At 51.3% G+C, this 13,593-nt stretch carries 18 protein-coding genes; 11 read left to right on the top strand and 7 right to left on the bottom strand.

Annotated features, from left to right (window positions below; all coding sequences use genetic code 11):
- Positions 1 to 30: 30 nt before the first annotated feature.
- Together AAFX04_13155 and AAFX04_13160 are read right to left on the bottom strand one after the other, a co-directional pair.
- Positions 31 to 501, bottom strand: coding sequence for an ankyrin repeat domain-containing protein (locus AAFX04_13155; GenBank protein MEO1046384.1), 471 nt, complete (start codon positions 499 to 501; stop codon positions 31 to 33).
- Positions 501 to 1,466: a hypothetical protein gene (locus AAFX04_13160; GenBank protein ID MEO1046385.1), complete on the bottom strand. Its 966-nt coding sequence runs from the start codon at positions 1,464 to 1,466 to the stop codon at positions 501 to 503. The genes AAFX04_13155 and AAFX04_13160 overlap by 1 nt, the downstream gene beginning before the upstream one ends.
- A gap of 213 nt (positions 1,467 to 1,679) precedes the next feature.
- Between AAFX04_13160 and AAFX04_13165 the strand changes: the two genes are divergently transcribed.
- Both AAFX04_13165 and AAFX04_13170 read left to right on the top strand, forming a co-directional pair.
- On the top strand, positions 1,680 to 1,982 hold the full coding sequence (locus AAFX04_13165) for a hypothetical protein (GenBank protein ID MEO1046386.1): 303 nt from the start codon (positions 1,680 to 1,682) through the stop codon (positions 1,980 to 1,982).
- Positions 1,983 to 2,010: 28 nt separating this feature from the next.
- A complete protein-coding gene (locus AAFX04_13170; GenBank protein ID MEO1046387.1) occupies positions 2,011 to 2,148 on the top strand; it encodes a hypothetical protein in 138 nt (45 codons plus the stop codon).
- 58 nt (positions 2,149 to 2,206) lie between these two features.
- Here the strand turns inward: AAFX04_13170 and AAFX04_13175 are convergent, their stop codons facing one another.
- Entirely contained in the window at positions 2,207 to 2,362 is a 156-nt protein-coding gene (locus AAFX04_13175; GenBank protein MEO1046388.1) for a hypothetical protein, read from the bottom strand.
- A 15-nt stretch (positions 2,363 to 2,377) separates the two neighbouring features.
- On the opposite strand from AAFX04_13175, the gene AAFX04_13180 reads away from it, so the two are divergent.
- The 7 genes from AAFX04_13180 to AAFX04_13210 all read left to right on the top strand — a co-directional run bounded on the left by AAFX04_13180 (position 2,378) and on the right by AAFX04_13210 (position 8,496).
- The gene (locus tag AAFX04_13180; protein ID MEO1046389.1) at positions 2,378 to 3,880 is read left to right on the top strand and encodes a type IV secretory system conjugative DNA transfer family protein; all 1,503 of its coding nucleotides are present in this window, start codon (positions 2,378 to 2,380) and stop codon (positions 3,878 to 3,880) included.
- Positions 3,877 to 4,242: a hypothetical protein gene (locus tag AAFX04_13185; GenBank protein ID MEO1046390.1), complete on the top strand. Its 366-nt coding sequence runs from the start codon at positions 3,877 to 3,879 to the stop codon at positions 4,240 to 4,242. The genes AAFX04_13180 and AAFX04_13185 overlap by 4 nt, the downstream gene beginning before the upstream one ends.
- A gap of 21 nt (positions 4,243 to 4,263) precedes the next feature.
- Positions 4,264 to 4,662, top strand: a complete 399-nt coding sequence (locus AAFX04_13190) for a hypothetical protein (protein MEO1046391.1) — start codon at positions 4,264 to 4,266, stop codon at positions 4,660 to 4,662.
- A 160-nt stretch (positions 4,663 to 4,822) separates the two neighbouring features.
- Positions 4,823 to 5,221, top strand: a complete 399-nt coding sequence (locus AAFX04_13195; protein ID MEO1046392.1) for a hypothetical protein — start codon at positions 4,823 to 4,825, stop codon at positions 5,219 to 5,221.
- The gene (locus AAFX04_13200; GenBank protein ID MEO1046393.1) at positions 5,218 to 6,780 is read left to right on the top strand and encodes a recombinase family protein; all 1,563 of its coding nucleotides are present in this window, start codon (positions 5,218 to 5,220) and stop codon (positions 6,778 to 6,780) included. Before AAFX04_13195 ends, AAFX04_13200 begins: the two co-directional genes overlap by 4 nt.
- A gap of 93 nt (positions 6,781 to 6,873) precedes the next feature.
- The gene (locus AAFX04_13205; protein MEO1046394.1) at positions 6,874 to 7,230 is read left to right on the top strand and encodes a hypothetical protein; all 357 of its coding nucleotides are present in this window, start codon (positions 6,874 to 6,876) and stop codon (positions 7,228 to 7,230) included.
- Positions 7,231 to 7,233: 3 nt separating this feature from the next.
- The gene (locus tag AAFX04_13210; GenBank protein MEO1046395.1) at positions 7,234 to 8,496 is read left to right on the top strand and encodes a relaxase; all 1,263 of its coding nucleotides are present in this window, start codon (positions 7,234 to 7,236) and stop codon (positions 8,494 to 8,496) included.
- 3 nt (positions 8,497 to 8,499) lie between these two features.
- On the opposite strand, the gene AAFX04_13215 is transcribed toward AAFX04_13210, so the two are convergent.
- The 3 genes from AAFX04_13215 to AAFX04_13225 form a co-directional block, all read right to left on the bottom strand.
- On the bottom strand, positions 8,500 to 9,012 hold the full coding sequence (locus tag AAFX04_13215; protein ID MEO1046396.1) for a hypothetical protein: 513 nt from the start codon (positions 9,010 to 9,012) through the stop codon (positions 8,500 to 8,502).
- A 284-nt stretch (positions 9,013 to 9,296) separates the two neighbouring features.
- On the bottom strand, positions 9,297 to 10,154 hold the full coding sequence (locus AAFX04_13220; GenBank protein ID MEO1046397.1) for a hypothetical protein: 858 nt from the start codon (positions 10,152 to 10,154) through the stop codon (positions 9,297 to 9,299).
- 192 nt (positions 10,155 to 10,346) lie between these two features.
- Positions 10,347 to 11,033 (bottom strand): uracil phosphoribosyltransferase, encoded by a 687-nt coding sequence (locus tag AAFX04_13225; protein ID MEO1046398.1) that lies wholly within the window; start codon positions 11,031 to 11,033, stop codon positions 10,347 to 10,349.
- Between the two features lie 238 nt (positions 11,034 to 11,271).
- On the opposite strand from AAFX04_13225, the gene AAFX04_13230 reads away from it, so the two are divergent.
- Positions 11,272 to 12,096: a hypothetical protein gene (locus AAFX04_13230; protein ID MEO1046399.1), complete on the top strand. Its 825-nt coding sequence runs from the start codon at positions 11,272 to 11,274 to the stop codon at positions 12,094 to 12,096.
- On the opposite strand, the gene AAFX04_13235 is transcribed toward AAFX04_13230, so the two are convergent.
- Positions 12,093 to 12,434 carry a hypothetical protein gene (locus tag AAFX04_13235; GenBank protein MEO1046400.1) on the bottom strand — a complete coding sequence of 114 codons (342 nt, stop codon included), beginning with the start codon at positions 12,432 to 12,434 and terminating at the stop codon, positions 12,093 to 12,095. The genes AAFX04_13230 and AAFX04_13235 overlap by 4 nt on opposite strands.
- A 260-nt stretch (positions 12,435 to 12,694) precedes the next feature.
- On the opposite strand from AAFX04_13235, the gene AAFX04_13240 reads away from it, so the two are divergent.
- Complete coding sequence (locus AAFX04_13240; protein MEO1046401.1) at positions 12,695 to 13,294, top strand: site-specific integrase; 600 nt, start codon at positions 12,695 to 12,697, stop codon at positions 13,292 to 13,294.
- Positions 13,295 to 13,593 lie beyond the last annotated feature (299 nt).

Raw genomic sequence — 13,593 nt, forward strand, 5'->3', positions numbered from 1 at the left:
ATACTGACTTAAAAAACCCTAGAAAACAATTTACGTGTCGTTTGCTGGATATTCGTCAGCGATATCTTGCGACGGCTCCCCCAGATCACAATTTCCTTGATTAGCGATCTCACTGAAGCTGTATCTGAAAGTAGCATCTCTAAGGGCCGTATATAAAACTCCACTTCGCCCATACTGCTTTGCTAGGTCAACTGCCATTAGACCACTATGGTTTTGAAGATAAGGTATGATGTCCTTCTGCTCTAAAAGCCAGAGAACACTTTCTTCATTACCATGCATCGCCGCATGATGCAGCGCCGACATTCCAGTTCTGGGTTCTTGGTAGTTAACACTGACGCCATGATTCAATGCTTTTTCCATGACTACAATGTCATTACGAACTGCGGCGTCAATTAACAATTCTAAATAATCTATGCTATCTCCTAAAAAATAAAATCCACCTTTGTTTGCAAGGTATGCCCTAACAGATTCGGGGTCTAGAGCTGTTACTATTACTTCCATTATATTATACTCCATTTAATTTGGTCAATAATATTTCGGATATTTAACGTGCAATATAGATCTTCGATTGCACCTTTATTGGAACTTTGGCTTTTATAGCAGATAGTCCCTGCTTCTTCAGCGTAGTCGCATTTTGATAATGCTGAGAGAAATCTGAGGTGGAATGGGTCTGATTCCGACTGATGAAAATCAATGCCTAATCGACCATTCTCGGTTTGCTGTCGCTGATGAAGTACATGACTTGTGGCGATACCATCTGACTGATTTCTGAAGATACAAGTATATTGGCTAAAGTCTTGTGGGAATATCAATCCAAATAGGGGCAATCCTACTTGTTCACCTTTATATACATGAATTAATGTTGCCTCTAACGCACGGCTTCCATCTCTTTTATTGAAAATTAATATCGCATCACTTACCACGCCTTCCGGCACTAGTGCGCTGCGGCCAGAAAGTGCGGCTCGCACGTGCCAGTAACCAGACATCAATTGCAAACTCGCGGCAGCCTCATCGTTTACACTATCAGAGACTTTACTCTGGGCACTGCTTGCTAATGGAAAACTAAAAAGTCGTTCGGCTACCCTTATTATAGTGTCATCATCGGCCATGTTGTATAAATCATCAGCACGCTTCTTGGTCTGATATCTTCGATAATCTAAGAGAATCTGAAAGAATTGTGTGTCTGGAATAAGCCCTCTATTAAAATAGTCATTCACACTTCCAAGCCAGTTTCTAAAACTAATCTTGAATGTCTTATCTACAAAATACCCCGTCACGTTCCCAATATCTGTTGCAATTTTGGTGCTACCAATGCCGCGGCGGTGTTGCTCAATCTTATACCATCGCCAGCAATCATATTCGTCTCTGACATCAACCCCAGGAAGACCGCTAGTAGTGAAAGCCCATTCCCTGTTAGTCATTGGGCATCTATCAATTATAGTGTTCTCGCTAGCATAATAGTCCATTTTGAGCTCCGGCCATCGGCATAGTTTTCTATCTTACCGCGTATTTAGCAGAATTAGAACATTGCGATTATCAGCTTGGTCAACTTGACCAACCCTTGCTTTGTTCACGTTGACCCGTGAGATTGAAGAAGCCCGCATTTCCAGTCATTTGAATAACAACAGATATAACCTCGTTGTTTCAACCGTGGATATATTTACAAAAAAGGTAGATAGATGGGCAGAACACTAAACAAAGGCCGTAGTGCATTTACTTCAGCTTCGGATATGCTTGCCAATGTAGGCGGTGTTGCAGCGACATTCTTTCTGGCCCCGCTGCTTTTTCACGCGTCGGTCAGTGATGCGCAGGTCTTTGCCCTCAGCAACTACGGCCATGGCTGGGATTGGCTTGTGTCGATCCTCTGGGCCTTGGGTTGCGGCCTGATCACATTTGCAGGATCGAAAATGCTGCTGGCGGTCACATTCCGCCTTGGCTCGGCGCGTCTGACTGCGCTTATTTTCGGCCGCGACCAATACTAACCAACCATTGAAAGGAGGTGATTTCGCTATGCCAAAGAAAACCACATATCGTCCCGTTGGGACGGTTTGGAAGGAAGAAACCGTCAAGGAAGATGGTATTCCGCCTTGGGGCTGGATCGTCATGATCCTGATCGGCCTCGCCATGCTGGGGCAGTGCTCCGGCTAGGCTAAGCCAGACGAGGAAACAGCGCGCGGGTTTCCTCGGCTCATACACATTCTCTCTCTCACAATTTTGAACCTTGCAGCCGGGTCGCTTTGCGATTTTCGGGACGGTCCGGCTGTGCCTTGGAGAGCCGACAATGGAAAACGAAACCTTCCGCTATGGCAGCGCGCGCTTTGTCTTTGATGACGAGCTGGGTAGCGCCGGATTTTTCAAACATACAGCCAATAGCCTGATGGTCGGCTTTGCGGGCAACCGCCCCATTTACTGGAACGGCGCGGGTGGCGCGCTGCTTATTGCAGGCGCGCGCTCGGGCAAGCTGCGCGATGTGCTGGGCTATAATATCTGCGCTGGCACTTATGCTCATTCCATGCTGGTGCTCGACATGAAGGGCGAACTGGCCGCGATCAGCCAAGACCAAACAAAAGCCGGCAAGCATTGCCTTTACTGGAATCCCGCAGGGCTGCACGGCCTGCCGCAACATCGTATCAATCCGGTCGATTATATCCGCAAGGACAGTCCGACACTGGTGTCGGATGTCAAAGTCTTCTGCCAGAACTTCTTTCCAAAGTCCGGCGGCGATAATTCGGAGTATTTTGACAGCCGCGCACAGGCCTTTGGTGAAGCGGTGATCCTCACAATCACATATCTGGACGAGGTTCTGACGCTGCCGCGTCTTTATGAGGTGCTCAACCTCATTCCGGGCAATAGCGAAGAATGGATGAACTTCGCCTATGATATGCACCAGTGCGGCTTTCCAATTGCCAAGGCAGTTGAGGAAGAAATAGCCGCCTCGCGGGATAGCTCATCCAACGGCTTCCAGGGCATTCTCGGCACGATCATGAAGGGCATCGCGTCCCTGTCTGATCCGGCGCTTATGGTTTCGGTCTCACCGCCATTCACGGCGTCCATGGCCGACATGTGTGGCTCTAAACCGACCCATGTTAATCTGATGCCGCCCGCTGAGTTTATCGAAAGCTGGTCGCCCGTCATTAAAGCGCTGTTCGTGGCGGGCATGATCTACAAGAGCCGTGCGCCACAGGCCAAGCCGCAGACTTGGATCATTGATGAATGCGCTCAGCTTGGCGCGTTCCCATTGGTCACACGCATGTTCACCTATGGCGCAGGCATCGGCATTCGCCCTTGGGCCATCTACCAGAGCTTGGACCAATTAAAGGCCACTGGGCCGGAAGCGCAGAACATCATCCCGGCCAGTGCAGCCTGTCAAAGCTGGTTCGGCGTGCGCGATTACCCAACCGCCAAGCGCCTGTCGGATATGCTTGGCAGCGAGACGCTGGAATATAACGAGTCTCTCTCCCAGCGCCGCGCAAACCTCTCTTATCAACAAAGCATTGATGCGCTGCTGACGGGTGGTGATCCGATTGAGGCGAGCTTGCACCTAGCGCATTATGATCAGGCCTCTCGGCACCGCTCCAAACAGCAACGCTTGCTGCGTTCACCCGATGAAATTTTGAACATGCCGGAAGGCAAACAGTTCATCTTTGCCGATGGTCTGGATCACCCCGCCTATGCGGATCGCAAGCCCTATTATGAGCAACGCTTTATGGCCGGGCGCTACCATCCCAACCCTTATTACCCGCCATTGGACCGGGTGAGAGTTAAGGCGCTGATCGGGCATAAATGGCTCCGAGTCAGAAAAAGCCCTGTGCCAAGCCGCTATGCTGGCTATCCGCAATATGCGGGCGGACAATGGTCCTTTGTGGATATGGGCCAATGAGCTTTACGACCACCCCAAAGGGTTTTGCTGAAAATGCCCCGAAAGCTGGCAAGGCATTTGACCGGGCCAATGACCCTGCCCGCAAGGCATTCATTGCCAAGCGGCAAGCTGAAAAGGCGCAAGCGCAAGAGCGAACACAATCGCAGCAACACGCGGCGGTTCCAACAAAGGCGGAGCTTGACCACCTGACAGCGCAGCGTGCGACGCCAAAACCCACGTTGGCGCTTACGCCTGATGGCTCGGTGCGGCGATCAGTCGATCAAGCGGCAATCACGCGCATTGAAGATCGCATCCGCTTTATCGAGCATCGGCTTGATGCGGTACGCAACGCGCCAAAACGCAGCTTCTCACACTCACGATAACCCAAAGAAAGGACGCAGAAGATGACAAAGCAACCTGAAGACACGATCCGCGATGGTGCGATCAAGGCGACCATCTGGCGCAATGAGGGTGAGAACGGCCCTTATCTGTCGGCTGATCTGGCACGGACCTATCAGGACGCGGAAGGCAATCTCAAAGACAGCCGCAGTTTCGGCATTGCCGATCTGCTCAAGGTCGCGGAAGTGGCGCGTAATGCCTATGGCCGGGGCCGTGAGATCGAGATGGACTTGCGCCAGGAACGCCAAGCCATTCGCGATCAAGAACGCGAGCGTCATACCGGGCAAAAGCAGGAAACGCTGCGGCCGCATGACCACGCGCCGGATAACGCGGATCGCAAAGCCTTTGTTGAAAAACGGCAGGCAAAGGCTGCGCCGCAGCAACGAAGGGAGCCGTCGCGTTAGCGGCGTCCTGATCCACACGGACGTGTGCGCTTAGGAATATATTCCTTCACAGTTTTGGAATTTTGCGGGACACTTTTTGTTTTGCTGGCGCGCAGTGCGCAGCCGCAATCCAGTCAATAACTAGCCGCGCAGATAGGCGGCAGAAAGGAGTGGTGAACCCATGAACCACTTGACCAATATGCACGCCAATCATGGCAGCGACACGGCAAGCGACGGTCCGCCCATTGAAACGCTGGTCGCTGCGATCCTCGACAAGAAGTACACCATGAGCGCCAAAGACCTCGCGGTCTTTGAGTCGCTCATTGATGATCCTGCAGTCGACTCGGCTGAGCGCAAGGAACTGGCTGCGCTCATTTGGAATACCGTCGCGTGTTTCATTGATTACCAATGGGATGTCGCACGCTTTGCGCCGGGCAAAAAAGCCTGTGGATCAAATCTCGAAGGCCCCGGTCAGCGCCCATTTGAGGCGTCCGATGTGGTAAAATTAGAGCATAGAAAATGCACGCAAAGCTATAATGAGGCCGCGTCCGATGGGACGGCCCGGAAAGGATCGCCATGACACAAAACAACAAACAACAGGCGGTGATTTACTGCCGCATTTCAGACAAAGGCCAGACAGGGTTAGGCTCTCAAGAACATCGCTGCCGCCAATATGCTGAGGCCAAGGAATATGAGGTCGCCGCAGTCTTTCACGACAAGGTCACAGGCGAAGGTGACTTTATGAAGCGCCAAGCCATGGTCGAGTTGCTGAACTTCCTTGATGACAACCCGCAGACCAACTTCGTCGTGATCTTCGATGATTTGCGGCGCTTTGCCAGAGACACGGTGTTCCATCTCATCTTACGCGATGAGATGAAAAAACGCGGCGCAATCCGCGAGTGCCTCAACTACACATTTGATGACTCCATTGAGGGAGAGTTCAGCGAAACGATCCATGCTGCAGCGGGGCAGTTGGAGCGCAAGGTCATTGCACGGCAAAATCGACAGAAGAAAATTGCTCGGATGGAGGCGGGCTACTTTGCCTTTTCTCGTCCGCCGATTGGCTACAGATACACCAAAGCCCGAGGCAGCAATAGCAAGGTGCTGGTGCGTGATGAGCCTTATGCCTCGATCATTGCCGATGTGCTCGAAGGCTTTGCCTCCGGGCGCTATGCCAGCCAAGCGGAAGTCGCGCGGCATTTAGAAGCCCATCCGCGTTTTCCAAAACACAACGGCAAGGTCCCGGTCCAAAAGGTCACAAGACTGCTCACACAACCGCTCTATGCCGCTTATATAAGCTCGGAAGCCTATGGCGTCTCGATCCGCGATGCGCAGCATGAAGGGCTCATCAGCAAGGCAACCTTCCAAAAGATACAGGACCGAATTGCAGGCCGTGCCAATGCGCCTGCCCGTAAGGACCTGAACCGGGACTTTCCCTTACGGGGTGCAGTCCGCTGCTCTGAGTGCGGCAATCATCTGACCGCGAGTTGGCCCCGTGGCAAATACAAAAGCTATGCCTATTATCTCTGTCAGAAAAAGGGCTGCTCACAATACGGCAAGTCAATCCCGCGCGCCAAGATCGAAGGAGAGTTTGAGACGGTTCTCAAGAGCCTCCAGCCGAGCAAGGGCTTTATCAAGGCTACCGTTGCCGCCTTTCGTATCTATTGGAGCACAAGGGTCTCTCAGGACAAAGAGAACGCCGCCGCAATCAAGACCGAGATTGCGCGCGCGGATGCGCAGATCGACAAGCTGGTGAACCGGATTGTTGAGGCTACCAATGATCGCGCTATCGGCGCGCTTGAAAACAAAATCGGTGAGCTGGAGCAACGCAAGCTCGTCTTGGCCGAGCAAGCGGCAAAGACGGACGCTCCACAGCCGGACTTCAATGAAAGTCTAGAACTCCCGCTGCGATTCCTCGCAAACCCTTATAATATATGGCTTTCCGGGGTGTTTGAACTCAAACGACTGGTGATCAAACTGGTGTTTTCCGAGCCGCTGCAATACGCTCGTGAGAGCGGGTATAGAACTCCCAAAACTGCCATTGCTTTCAGTGCTTTAGGCGGAAATTCAGGCTCATTTTTGCCCGATTTACAAAATGGTGCCCTTAGAGGCATCTACATTGAACACTCTTTTCGATGAGTTAGCAGACTGGAATGCGGTCTTGGAGGCCGAGCATATCGACTGGGATTCGCTCGATCCTTCCGACAGCATTGAGCCGTGAGGGAGGGCGTCATGAAAACACGCAACCTCACGATACGGCTGGGCGAAGAAGAACGGGAGCGGCTTGAGCGCAAGGCGGGTGAAAAACCGCTAGCGGTCTATATCCGACACAAGCTGGGGGTAGAGCATAGCGACAGGCCACGCCCTTCGCGCAACCCCAAAGCTGATAGCGTGATGCTCGCGCGGATATTGGCCGCGCTGGGGTCATCCGACATGGCCGCATCCATGCGCCAGATTGCGGCAGCGGCCAAGAACGGGGCGTTGCCTGAATCGTCCGATACTTTACTGCAAATTCAGGCCGCTTGTCTGACCATCCAGAAAATGCGCGCTGATCTGATTAAAGCGCTCGGCGTGAAGCCGGAAGATTAAGCGATGATCCTTGTCGGCAATAGCCGGGGCGGTGCGCGCAATCTGGCCGATCATCTTATGAAGAAAGAGAATGATCATGTAACGGTGCATGAGCTGCGCGGCTTTGCCTCGGATAATCTACATGGCTGTCTCAACGAAGCCTATGCGGTCTCTCGCGGCACCAAGTGCAAACAGTTTCTCTATTCACTCTCGCTCAATCCCCCGCCGCAGGAACAGGTCAGCACGCCGGACTTTGAATCGGCTATTGACCGGGCAGAGGAGCGCTTAGGATTATCAGGCCAGCCCCGCGCCATTGTCTTTCATGAGAAAGATGGCAGGCGTCACGCTCATGCTGTGTGGTCACGGATCGATACCGACACCATGACGGCCAAACAAATGTCCTATGACCGAATGAAGATGCAGGAGGTCAGCCGGGAGCTTTACCGTGAACACGGGTGGAGAATGCCCGAAGGATTAGCCGACAGGACAAAAAGCGATCCCCGCAATTACACCCTTGCCGACTGGCAGCAGGCCAAGCGCCATGAGCGCGACCCACAACAGGTCATTGATGCTATATCGGACTCATGGAGCATATCGGACAGTAGGACAGCCTTTGATCATGCGTTGAAAGAGCGCGGGCTTTATCTCGCCAGAGGAGACAAACGCCCCTTTGTCGCGGTTGATACGGACGGTGAAATCCACTCCATCACCCGCAAGGCCGGGATCAAAAGGAAAGAAGCCGAGCAAAGACTTGGCGATCCCCAAGACCTGCAAAGTGTTGAGCAGGCCAAAGATCAAATGGCGCAGGATATGAGCCAAATGCTGGGGCGGCTCTATAATGAACAAGCCGATCAGACCCGGCTTAGTAAGGAGCGATACGAAAAGGCCAAGGCCGCAGAGATCGAACGCCAGCGGCGCGAACGTGCGGTTTTTGATCAGCGCCAGCAGGAGCGACAATTACGCGAACAGGCAGAACGGCAGGAGCGGTTCAGACGCGGTCTGTTAGGCCTCTGGGATCGACTATCAGGTAAGCACAAGCAACTCACAGAGCAAAACCGCATTGAGACCGAAGCAGCACGAAAACGCGACCAAGGCGAACGCGACCGCCTGATAGAGCAGCAGCTTGAGCAACGGCGCGCTATTCAGCAACAAGCACAATCCCGCCAGCAGGAAATCGGACAGCAAACGGAGGAGCTACAAACCGACCGCGAACGCTTCATCGCTATGCGTAGGCAGCAATCAATTCAGAAGCAGCAAATGATACGCAACTTTAATTTGGAACGCTAAGTATCAAGCTGCCACTTGGTCAATCGTGACGCCTTTCTTCACATGAGATTTTCGCGGTAAGAGCATTGATCGTACGTCGCCACCGTTTTTCGCAATGCGAAGATTGTGTATCATTAGCTCGCCAGCCTCAGCAGGCACATGTTCTAGCCTTATCAGTTCAGTTATGTGAGCCATTTGCTCATTTTCTGACTCTGCATCGACTTTATGCTTGTACATTCGCATCAAAAACCAACCCACTAATGCAATCACAGAGAGCAAAAAAGCAGCTACCATTGGTATCGCATTGGTCCACATTCCTGTTTGCTTTGTTTTTTCACGCTCAGTGGTAATGGCTGTCCGTGACTCAATTTCAGCTTTGTCACGTTCAATTTCAGCCTTGTCACGCTCAGCTTCGGACTGCCGAGCATTATTTGCAGAAATTTTTGCTTGGTGGCGCAGGTTTGTTTCATTGCTGCCGCCACAAGCCGAAAGCAACAAAGCAGACAATATAATCCAAAAGAAACTGAAAGGCCTCATCTGTTTTCTCCAATTGACACCATTAGGCCGCACCTATTTTGGGTGAGCATATTGCAGGCAGGCAGTAGGCCAGTCCCGGCAATAATATCACTCGCACCCACGACCGGCATAACGATCCCACACATCGTTTGAGCGCGCTTCAATGCCGGTATCTCTAGTTGCTGTTTGGAACGACTACCCAGTCGGAATGAGTTCCGCATCGACTAGAAGGAAGCATCATCCTTGTACACGCAGTGTGCGTGATATGTATAAATATGTCAATTGTTAATTCTGACTTTATGACATCAAGACACTTCAAGATGCGCCTTTTGGCTTGATTGCTTGTCATAGTTGACAGCATTAACAATACTCTGGGCGAGCTTTACGACTTCCGGCGTCAATCCACGACGGCGCAGGTCTGATTGCGTAGGAACATCCAATCCATGCTCTTTGAGAGAGCCACCACGAGACAGATATGCTGCGAGAACGGCCTCTGCTTTAGGGGATAGCCTCCTTAGTAGTTTTCGAGTTAATAACCCCCGCTTCACGAGCGGGCCCATCCCATCTTCAGCCTTCAAATAGTTGATGATGCCCTCGCGAGGACGATATTGCTTCCAGTTGTCAGCTAGAATATCTTTCGCCTGCTCAATACTGAGTTCGGGGGGCGGTGTAGGCAGCACGATACCATCGGTCCGCGTCAAAACCGCTCGTTGAGTGAACCGATGCAGGAGAAAGCGTTTAAGTCTCGCCTCGGTTATACCCAGCCTATTCGCTTCTTCAGCAATTAGAGCTTTTGCCTCCTCAGTAAATGAGAGGGTAAGCTTTACAGTCTCACCTTGACGCACGTGCTCAACACCGCGGCGCAGCTCGTGCTCAATCCCAATAGTGGCGAGACGCGAGACACTCTCGTCACACTCGGCTGCAATCAGCTCAAGAATTTCATTATCCGTGCTAGCGACGTTTAGTGATCCACGCCTCTTTTCGCCTTTTACGCCTTCATATTTGCCCGCTTCGGCAAATACTTTTTGTAACAACTCAAAATTGACTTCCAAATTTTCACACTCAATCCCGTCAGCTATATTTTGTTCTCCGGGTAGAGACGCATTTTTTACATCACTTTCTGTAAAATTGTCAATATTTTCAGATCCCTGCGATCGATTCACTGGCTTTATGCTTGATCGATGTGAGGCAACTCCAAGCCTAGAACTGTCTCTCCTTCCTGTGGATCGCCTTCTGGTCGGCCGCCTAAGGCTATAATCTCCTGCGCACGTATCTGAACGACGAACATTAATCTTTCGCGATCTTCCGGCTAACGCATGCGCTTCTTCTATTTTTTGTGTGTGGGCCATGTCCGATTAGTCCTCGAAATCAATAGAATAAGGGCCAAAAATGCGCTGCTTAATGTTGCCTAAACCTGGGATGCAGTGCTGCTCATCGGGTGTAATCTTTTCATCTTGCGCGGCGCAATAGATTTGGAGGCCGGGGTAACGAGAACCCAACTTTTCCGAAGCAGGTTTCGAAACAACCACAGTCACCAAAACCAAGCGCGAGAAGTCAAAAGACCGATATTTTTTGGCGATAAGATCAAGAAACGCGAGAACACTCCGCCCGGTGACTATGTCAGAATCGTACAGAATAACGAAATGATCATCGAGCTCTTTAGGCAGAGCATCGTAGATTTTCTTGTAGCCCTTATCACGATCAAAACCGGCGTGACCAATTACTGCACTCGGTAAAAATTCATGCATAGTTGACCCCATACTCATTCCGCTTCGCATCACGGAAAAGAGGGCAATCTTTTCACTTTCAATAAATTTGCCTTGGAATCTGCCTTGCTTGCGGTTGTTTAGCGGGGTTTGCCCTTCGACATCTATGACGTGGGGGAAACCGACTACTGGGTCGGAAAACATTTCGTAGGTTAGATTGTAAGCAATGCGATTTAGATAGAATCGAAATTGCCCGCCAGGGCATCCTCGATCACGCATCAGCGTCAAAAAATGCTTTGTGAGCGGGTTTTTCGAAATCCGTACATTAGCACTCATTTTCCATGTCCTTCAAACATGGTGCGCGTCTCTGCACCCAATTTGGGTGACAGCACAAGGAAAAAACGAGTCGTTGTTTCAGCTTGTCGTTGAAAGTCGCCCTTCGAATGGGTTCGCTTCTCTCGGATTTGAGTATGATTTTGGTGAACAGTAACGCTTTATTAACCCTATTTTTACCATAAATATGAGATAATTACGATGGTCAGACGTCCATAAGGCGCGGCCATGTGAGGGAGTGATGCCGAGCGGTGACGGCAGAGAAGCAGAGACAACAATCAGTTTAAGACGTGATTTTTTGGGCGCGAGCGACCAGAAAAATCTCAGCGCCGAAGGCGCACTACGTGCGCCTTCCATCACTAGTGATGGAACCAGTTTTACAGAAAATATCGACTTCACGCTGAGCAATTCTGATCGGCATATGCTGCATGCCGCGGCCATAGTGCAAAATGGCGACAGCGCCAGCTTTATCATGCCGGGGGCACAGCAAATTGCGAATGCGCTTGGCATCGGCAACGCAGACAAACGCAAGCAAGAGCAGCAGCAACAAACCCAGCTTAGTATCGCAGAACAAGCGCGCCGCATATCAGAACAACTGGCAGGTCAGATTGCACAGATGGAAAAATCTTTCGAGGCAGAAATGGGTGATGCCTGGCGCGAGCAGATCGCCAACAAGGTTATGGAGCCCGATGATATTCCGCAGCGCCGCGACGGTGAAAGCATGGCAGAGTATCGCCAGCGCTTGGAGACTGTCCTTGTAGCGACAATGATTGATCCAGCGACTGGCAAGATCAGGCCTGAATACGCCGATAATCCTGACACGGCGCGTTACGCTCAGTGGGCGCAGGCCGAATATCGCAAACGCCAGATTGAAAATGCGTCAGATAGCGAGTTGGAGAGAATTCTATCGCAGAGTAACGATTTAGCAGATGCCAAATATGCGGAACACAGGGTTAGCAGCAGCGGCAATGACACTTCTGCAATCATACAACGGTCACAAGATCAATTTGATAGGGTCGCCGATACAAGCACCGATAGTTCAGCTTTTCCAATCCCGACAGGCTAATTCAAGCCGCGCTCCACTTCAAAGAGATGCTGCTTGCAAGTCTCTGCAACGCTCTTGCGTGAATCAGCAAGCGAGAATGGACCCCATGCGTGATTGCGTGTGACAAATCCAACCGCTGACCCACCAGCACCGCGCTCAAAAAGAAAATGCGTTGCGCTACACCCATTATCGGCGAAATCCTTCTGCAACCAGTAGACTATAACTTTGGGATCAACGGCCGTCTTGGCTCCAAACCGAACGATGATAGCAACGTCTTTAGGATTGTCTTCTACCCAGCGATTAGCAGCTCCCAATCCATCTTCAACAAACCTAATCTCCTGCGCTTTTCCCGGAGCCATCAGGCTGACTGCAAAGCCTAGCACCAGAGCGCTTTTGAGACGTGATTTTGATATAATTAGCATTCATCACGAATGGCCGAATGCAACGTTATTCACAAAAATGTCGCAGAGCTTTCTATAGATTTCATTGACTTAACTGGTTCGCGCCTGATTTCCTATGATGGAAGCAATCGCCATGAATGGCGGAATTACAGGAAAAGTGACTCAACTCGTCGCAACGCTCTTGTGAACAGTGTTGCAAGCAAGAGGCAAACAAGGACATGGCGTATCAGGAAACAATCGACTGGCAGATTTTTGACGAAACGGGACAGCGCAAATATGTCTCGGAAAGTGAGAGAGTGCGCTTTCTGACGGCGGCAGATCATGAGCCGCCAAAGATCAGAGCACTTTGCTATCTGCTCGCCTACACCGGGTGCCGGACCAGCGAAGCTCTAAATCTCAAACGTTTTCATATCGACCCTGAGCGCTGCGTTATCACCTTTCAGACGTTGAAGCGGCGCAAGCTGGTGTTTCGCACTGTCCCGGTGCCAAAGGCACTGGCTCAGATGCTCCTATCCATCAAATCAGTAGGCGAAAGTGTCCTTTGGGCTATCCATCGCAGCACAGCATGGCGTTGGATCAAGCGCGTGATGCAAGCAGCAGAGATCGGAGGCCCGATGGCGACCTGCAAAGGCTTGCGACATGGCTTTGGTATCTGGGCCGCAACGCGCTCTGTACCACCCAATCTTATCCAACGCTGGATGGGCCATTCCTCAGCTACAACCACCGCAATCTACCTAAACGCCGTCGGGAATGAAGAACGGCTCTTTGCTAAACGCATGTGGGAACCGGAAAAAAACCAGATGAAGCTAGCCGCATGACAGAAGATCAAGACACAGAAGATAGGCTTGGTTTTGCCGAGACACCCAGCAAGCAGGAATGGCTCGGCCTATTGCGTGATCTATCAGCCGAGCTTGCCGTAATGGAATTGCGAATACATCGGATCAAATCACACGATCTGCCTATACTAGAGACGACAGCTCAGGATATGCGGGATCGCATTAGGGTCATTCTTAACCGGCTTGATAAGTGATGTCTTAGAGACAGTGCGTTGCGCTTAAGACCGGGGGCGTCATCGGTTCACACCTTGGCGCATAGAAGAAGCAGAATTGGCATTTTG

It is taken from the genome of Pseudomonadota bacterium, from assembly GCA_039818985.1.
Classification (GTDB): domain Bacteria; phylum Pseudomonadota; class Alphaproteobacteria; order Sphingomonadales; family Sphingomonadaceae; genus Alterisphingorhabdus.

Coding starts and splice junctions, on each gene's coding strand:
- AAFX04_13155 (MEO1046384.1), bottom strand. CDS start 501: ATGGAAGTAATAGTAACAGCTCTAGACCCCGAATCTGTTAGGGCATAC.
- AAFX04_13230 (MEO1046399.1), top strand. CDS start 11,272: ATGCCGAGCGGTGACGGCAGAGAAGCAGAGACAACAATCAGTTTAAGA.
- AAFX04_13190 (MEO1046391.1), top strand. CDS start 4,264: ATGACAAAGCAACCTGAAGACACGATCCGCGATGGTGCGATCAAGGCG.
- AAFX04_13205 (MEO1046394.1), top strand. CDS start 6,874: ATGAAAACACGCAACCTCACGATACGGCTGGGCGAAGAAGAACGGGAG.
- AAFX04_13180 (MEO1046389.1), top strand. CDS start 2,378: ATGGTCGGCTTTGCGGGCAACCGCCCCATTTACTGGAACGGCGCGGGT.
- AAFX04_13240 (MEO1046401.1), top strand. CDS start 12,695: ATGGCGTATCAGGAAACAATCGACTGGCAGATTTTTGACGAAACGGGA.
- AAFX04_13215 (MEO1046396.1), bottom strand. CDS start 9,012: ATGAGGCCTTTCAGTTTCTTTTGGATTATATTGTCTGCTTTGTTGCTT.
- AAFX04_13235 (MEO1046400.1), bottom strand. CDS start 12,434: ATGGCTCCGGGAAAAGCGCAGGAGATTAGGTTTGTTGAAGATGGATTG.
- AAFX04_13225 (MEO1046398.1), bottom strand. CDS start 11,033: ATGAGTGCTAATGTACGGATTTCGAAAAACCCGCTCACAAAGCATTTT.
- AAFX04_13175 (MEO1046388.1), bottom strand. CDS start 2,362: ATGTTTGAAAAATCCGGCGCTACCCAGCTCGTCATCAAAGACAAAGCG.
- AAFX04_13185 (MEO1046390.1), top strand. CDS start 3,877: ATGAGCTTTACGACCACCCCAAAGGGTTTTGCTGAAAATGCCCCGAAA.
- AAFX04_13165 (MEO1046386.1), top strand. CDS start 1,680: ATGGGCAGAACACTAAACAAAGGCCGTAGTGCATTTACTTCAGCTTCG.
- AAFX04_13160 (MEO1046385.1), bottom strand. CDS start 1,466: ATGGACTATTATGCTAGCGAGAACACTATAATTGATAGATGCCCAATG.
- AAFX04_13170 (MEO1046387.1), top strand. CDS start 2,011: ATGCCAAAGAAAACCACATATCGTCCCGTTGGGACGGTTTGGAAGGAA.
- AAFX04_13195 (MEO1046392.1), top strand. CDS start 4,823: ATGAACCACTTGACCAATATGCACGCCAATCATGGCAGCGACACGGCA.
- AAFX04_13200 (MEO1046393.1), top strand. CDS start 5,218: ATGACACAAAACAACAAACAACAGGCGGTGATTTACTGCCGCATTTCA.
- AAFX04_13210 (MEO1046395.1), top strand. CDS start 7,234: ATGATCCTTGTCGGCAATAGCCGGGGCGGTGCGCGCAATCTGGCCGAT.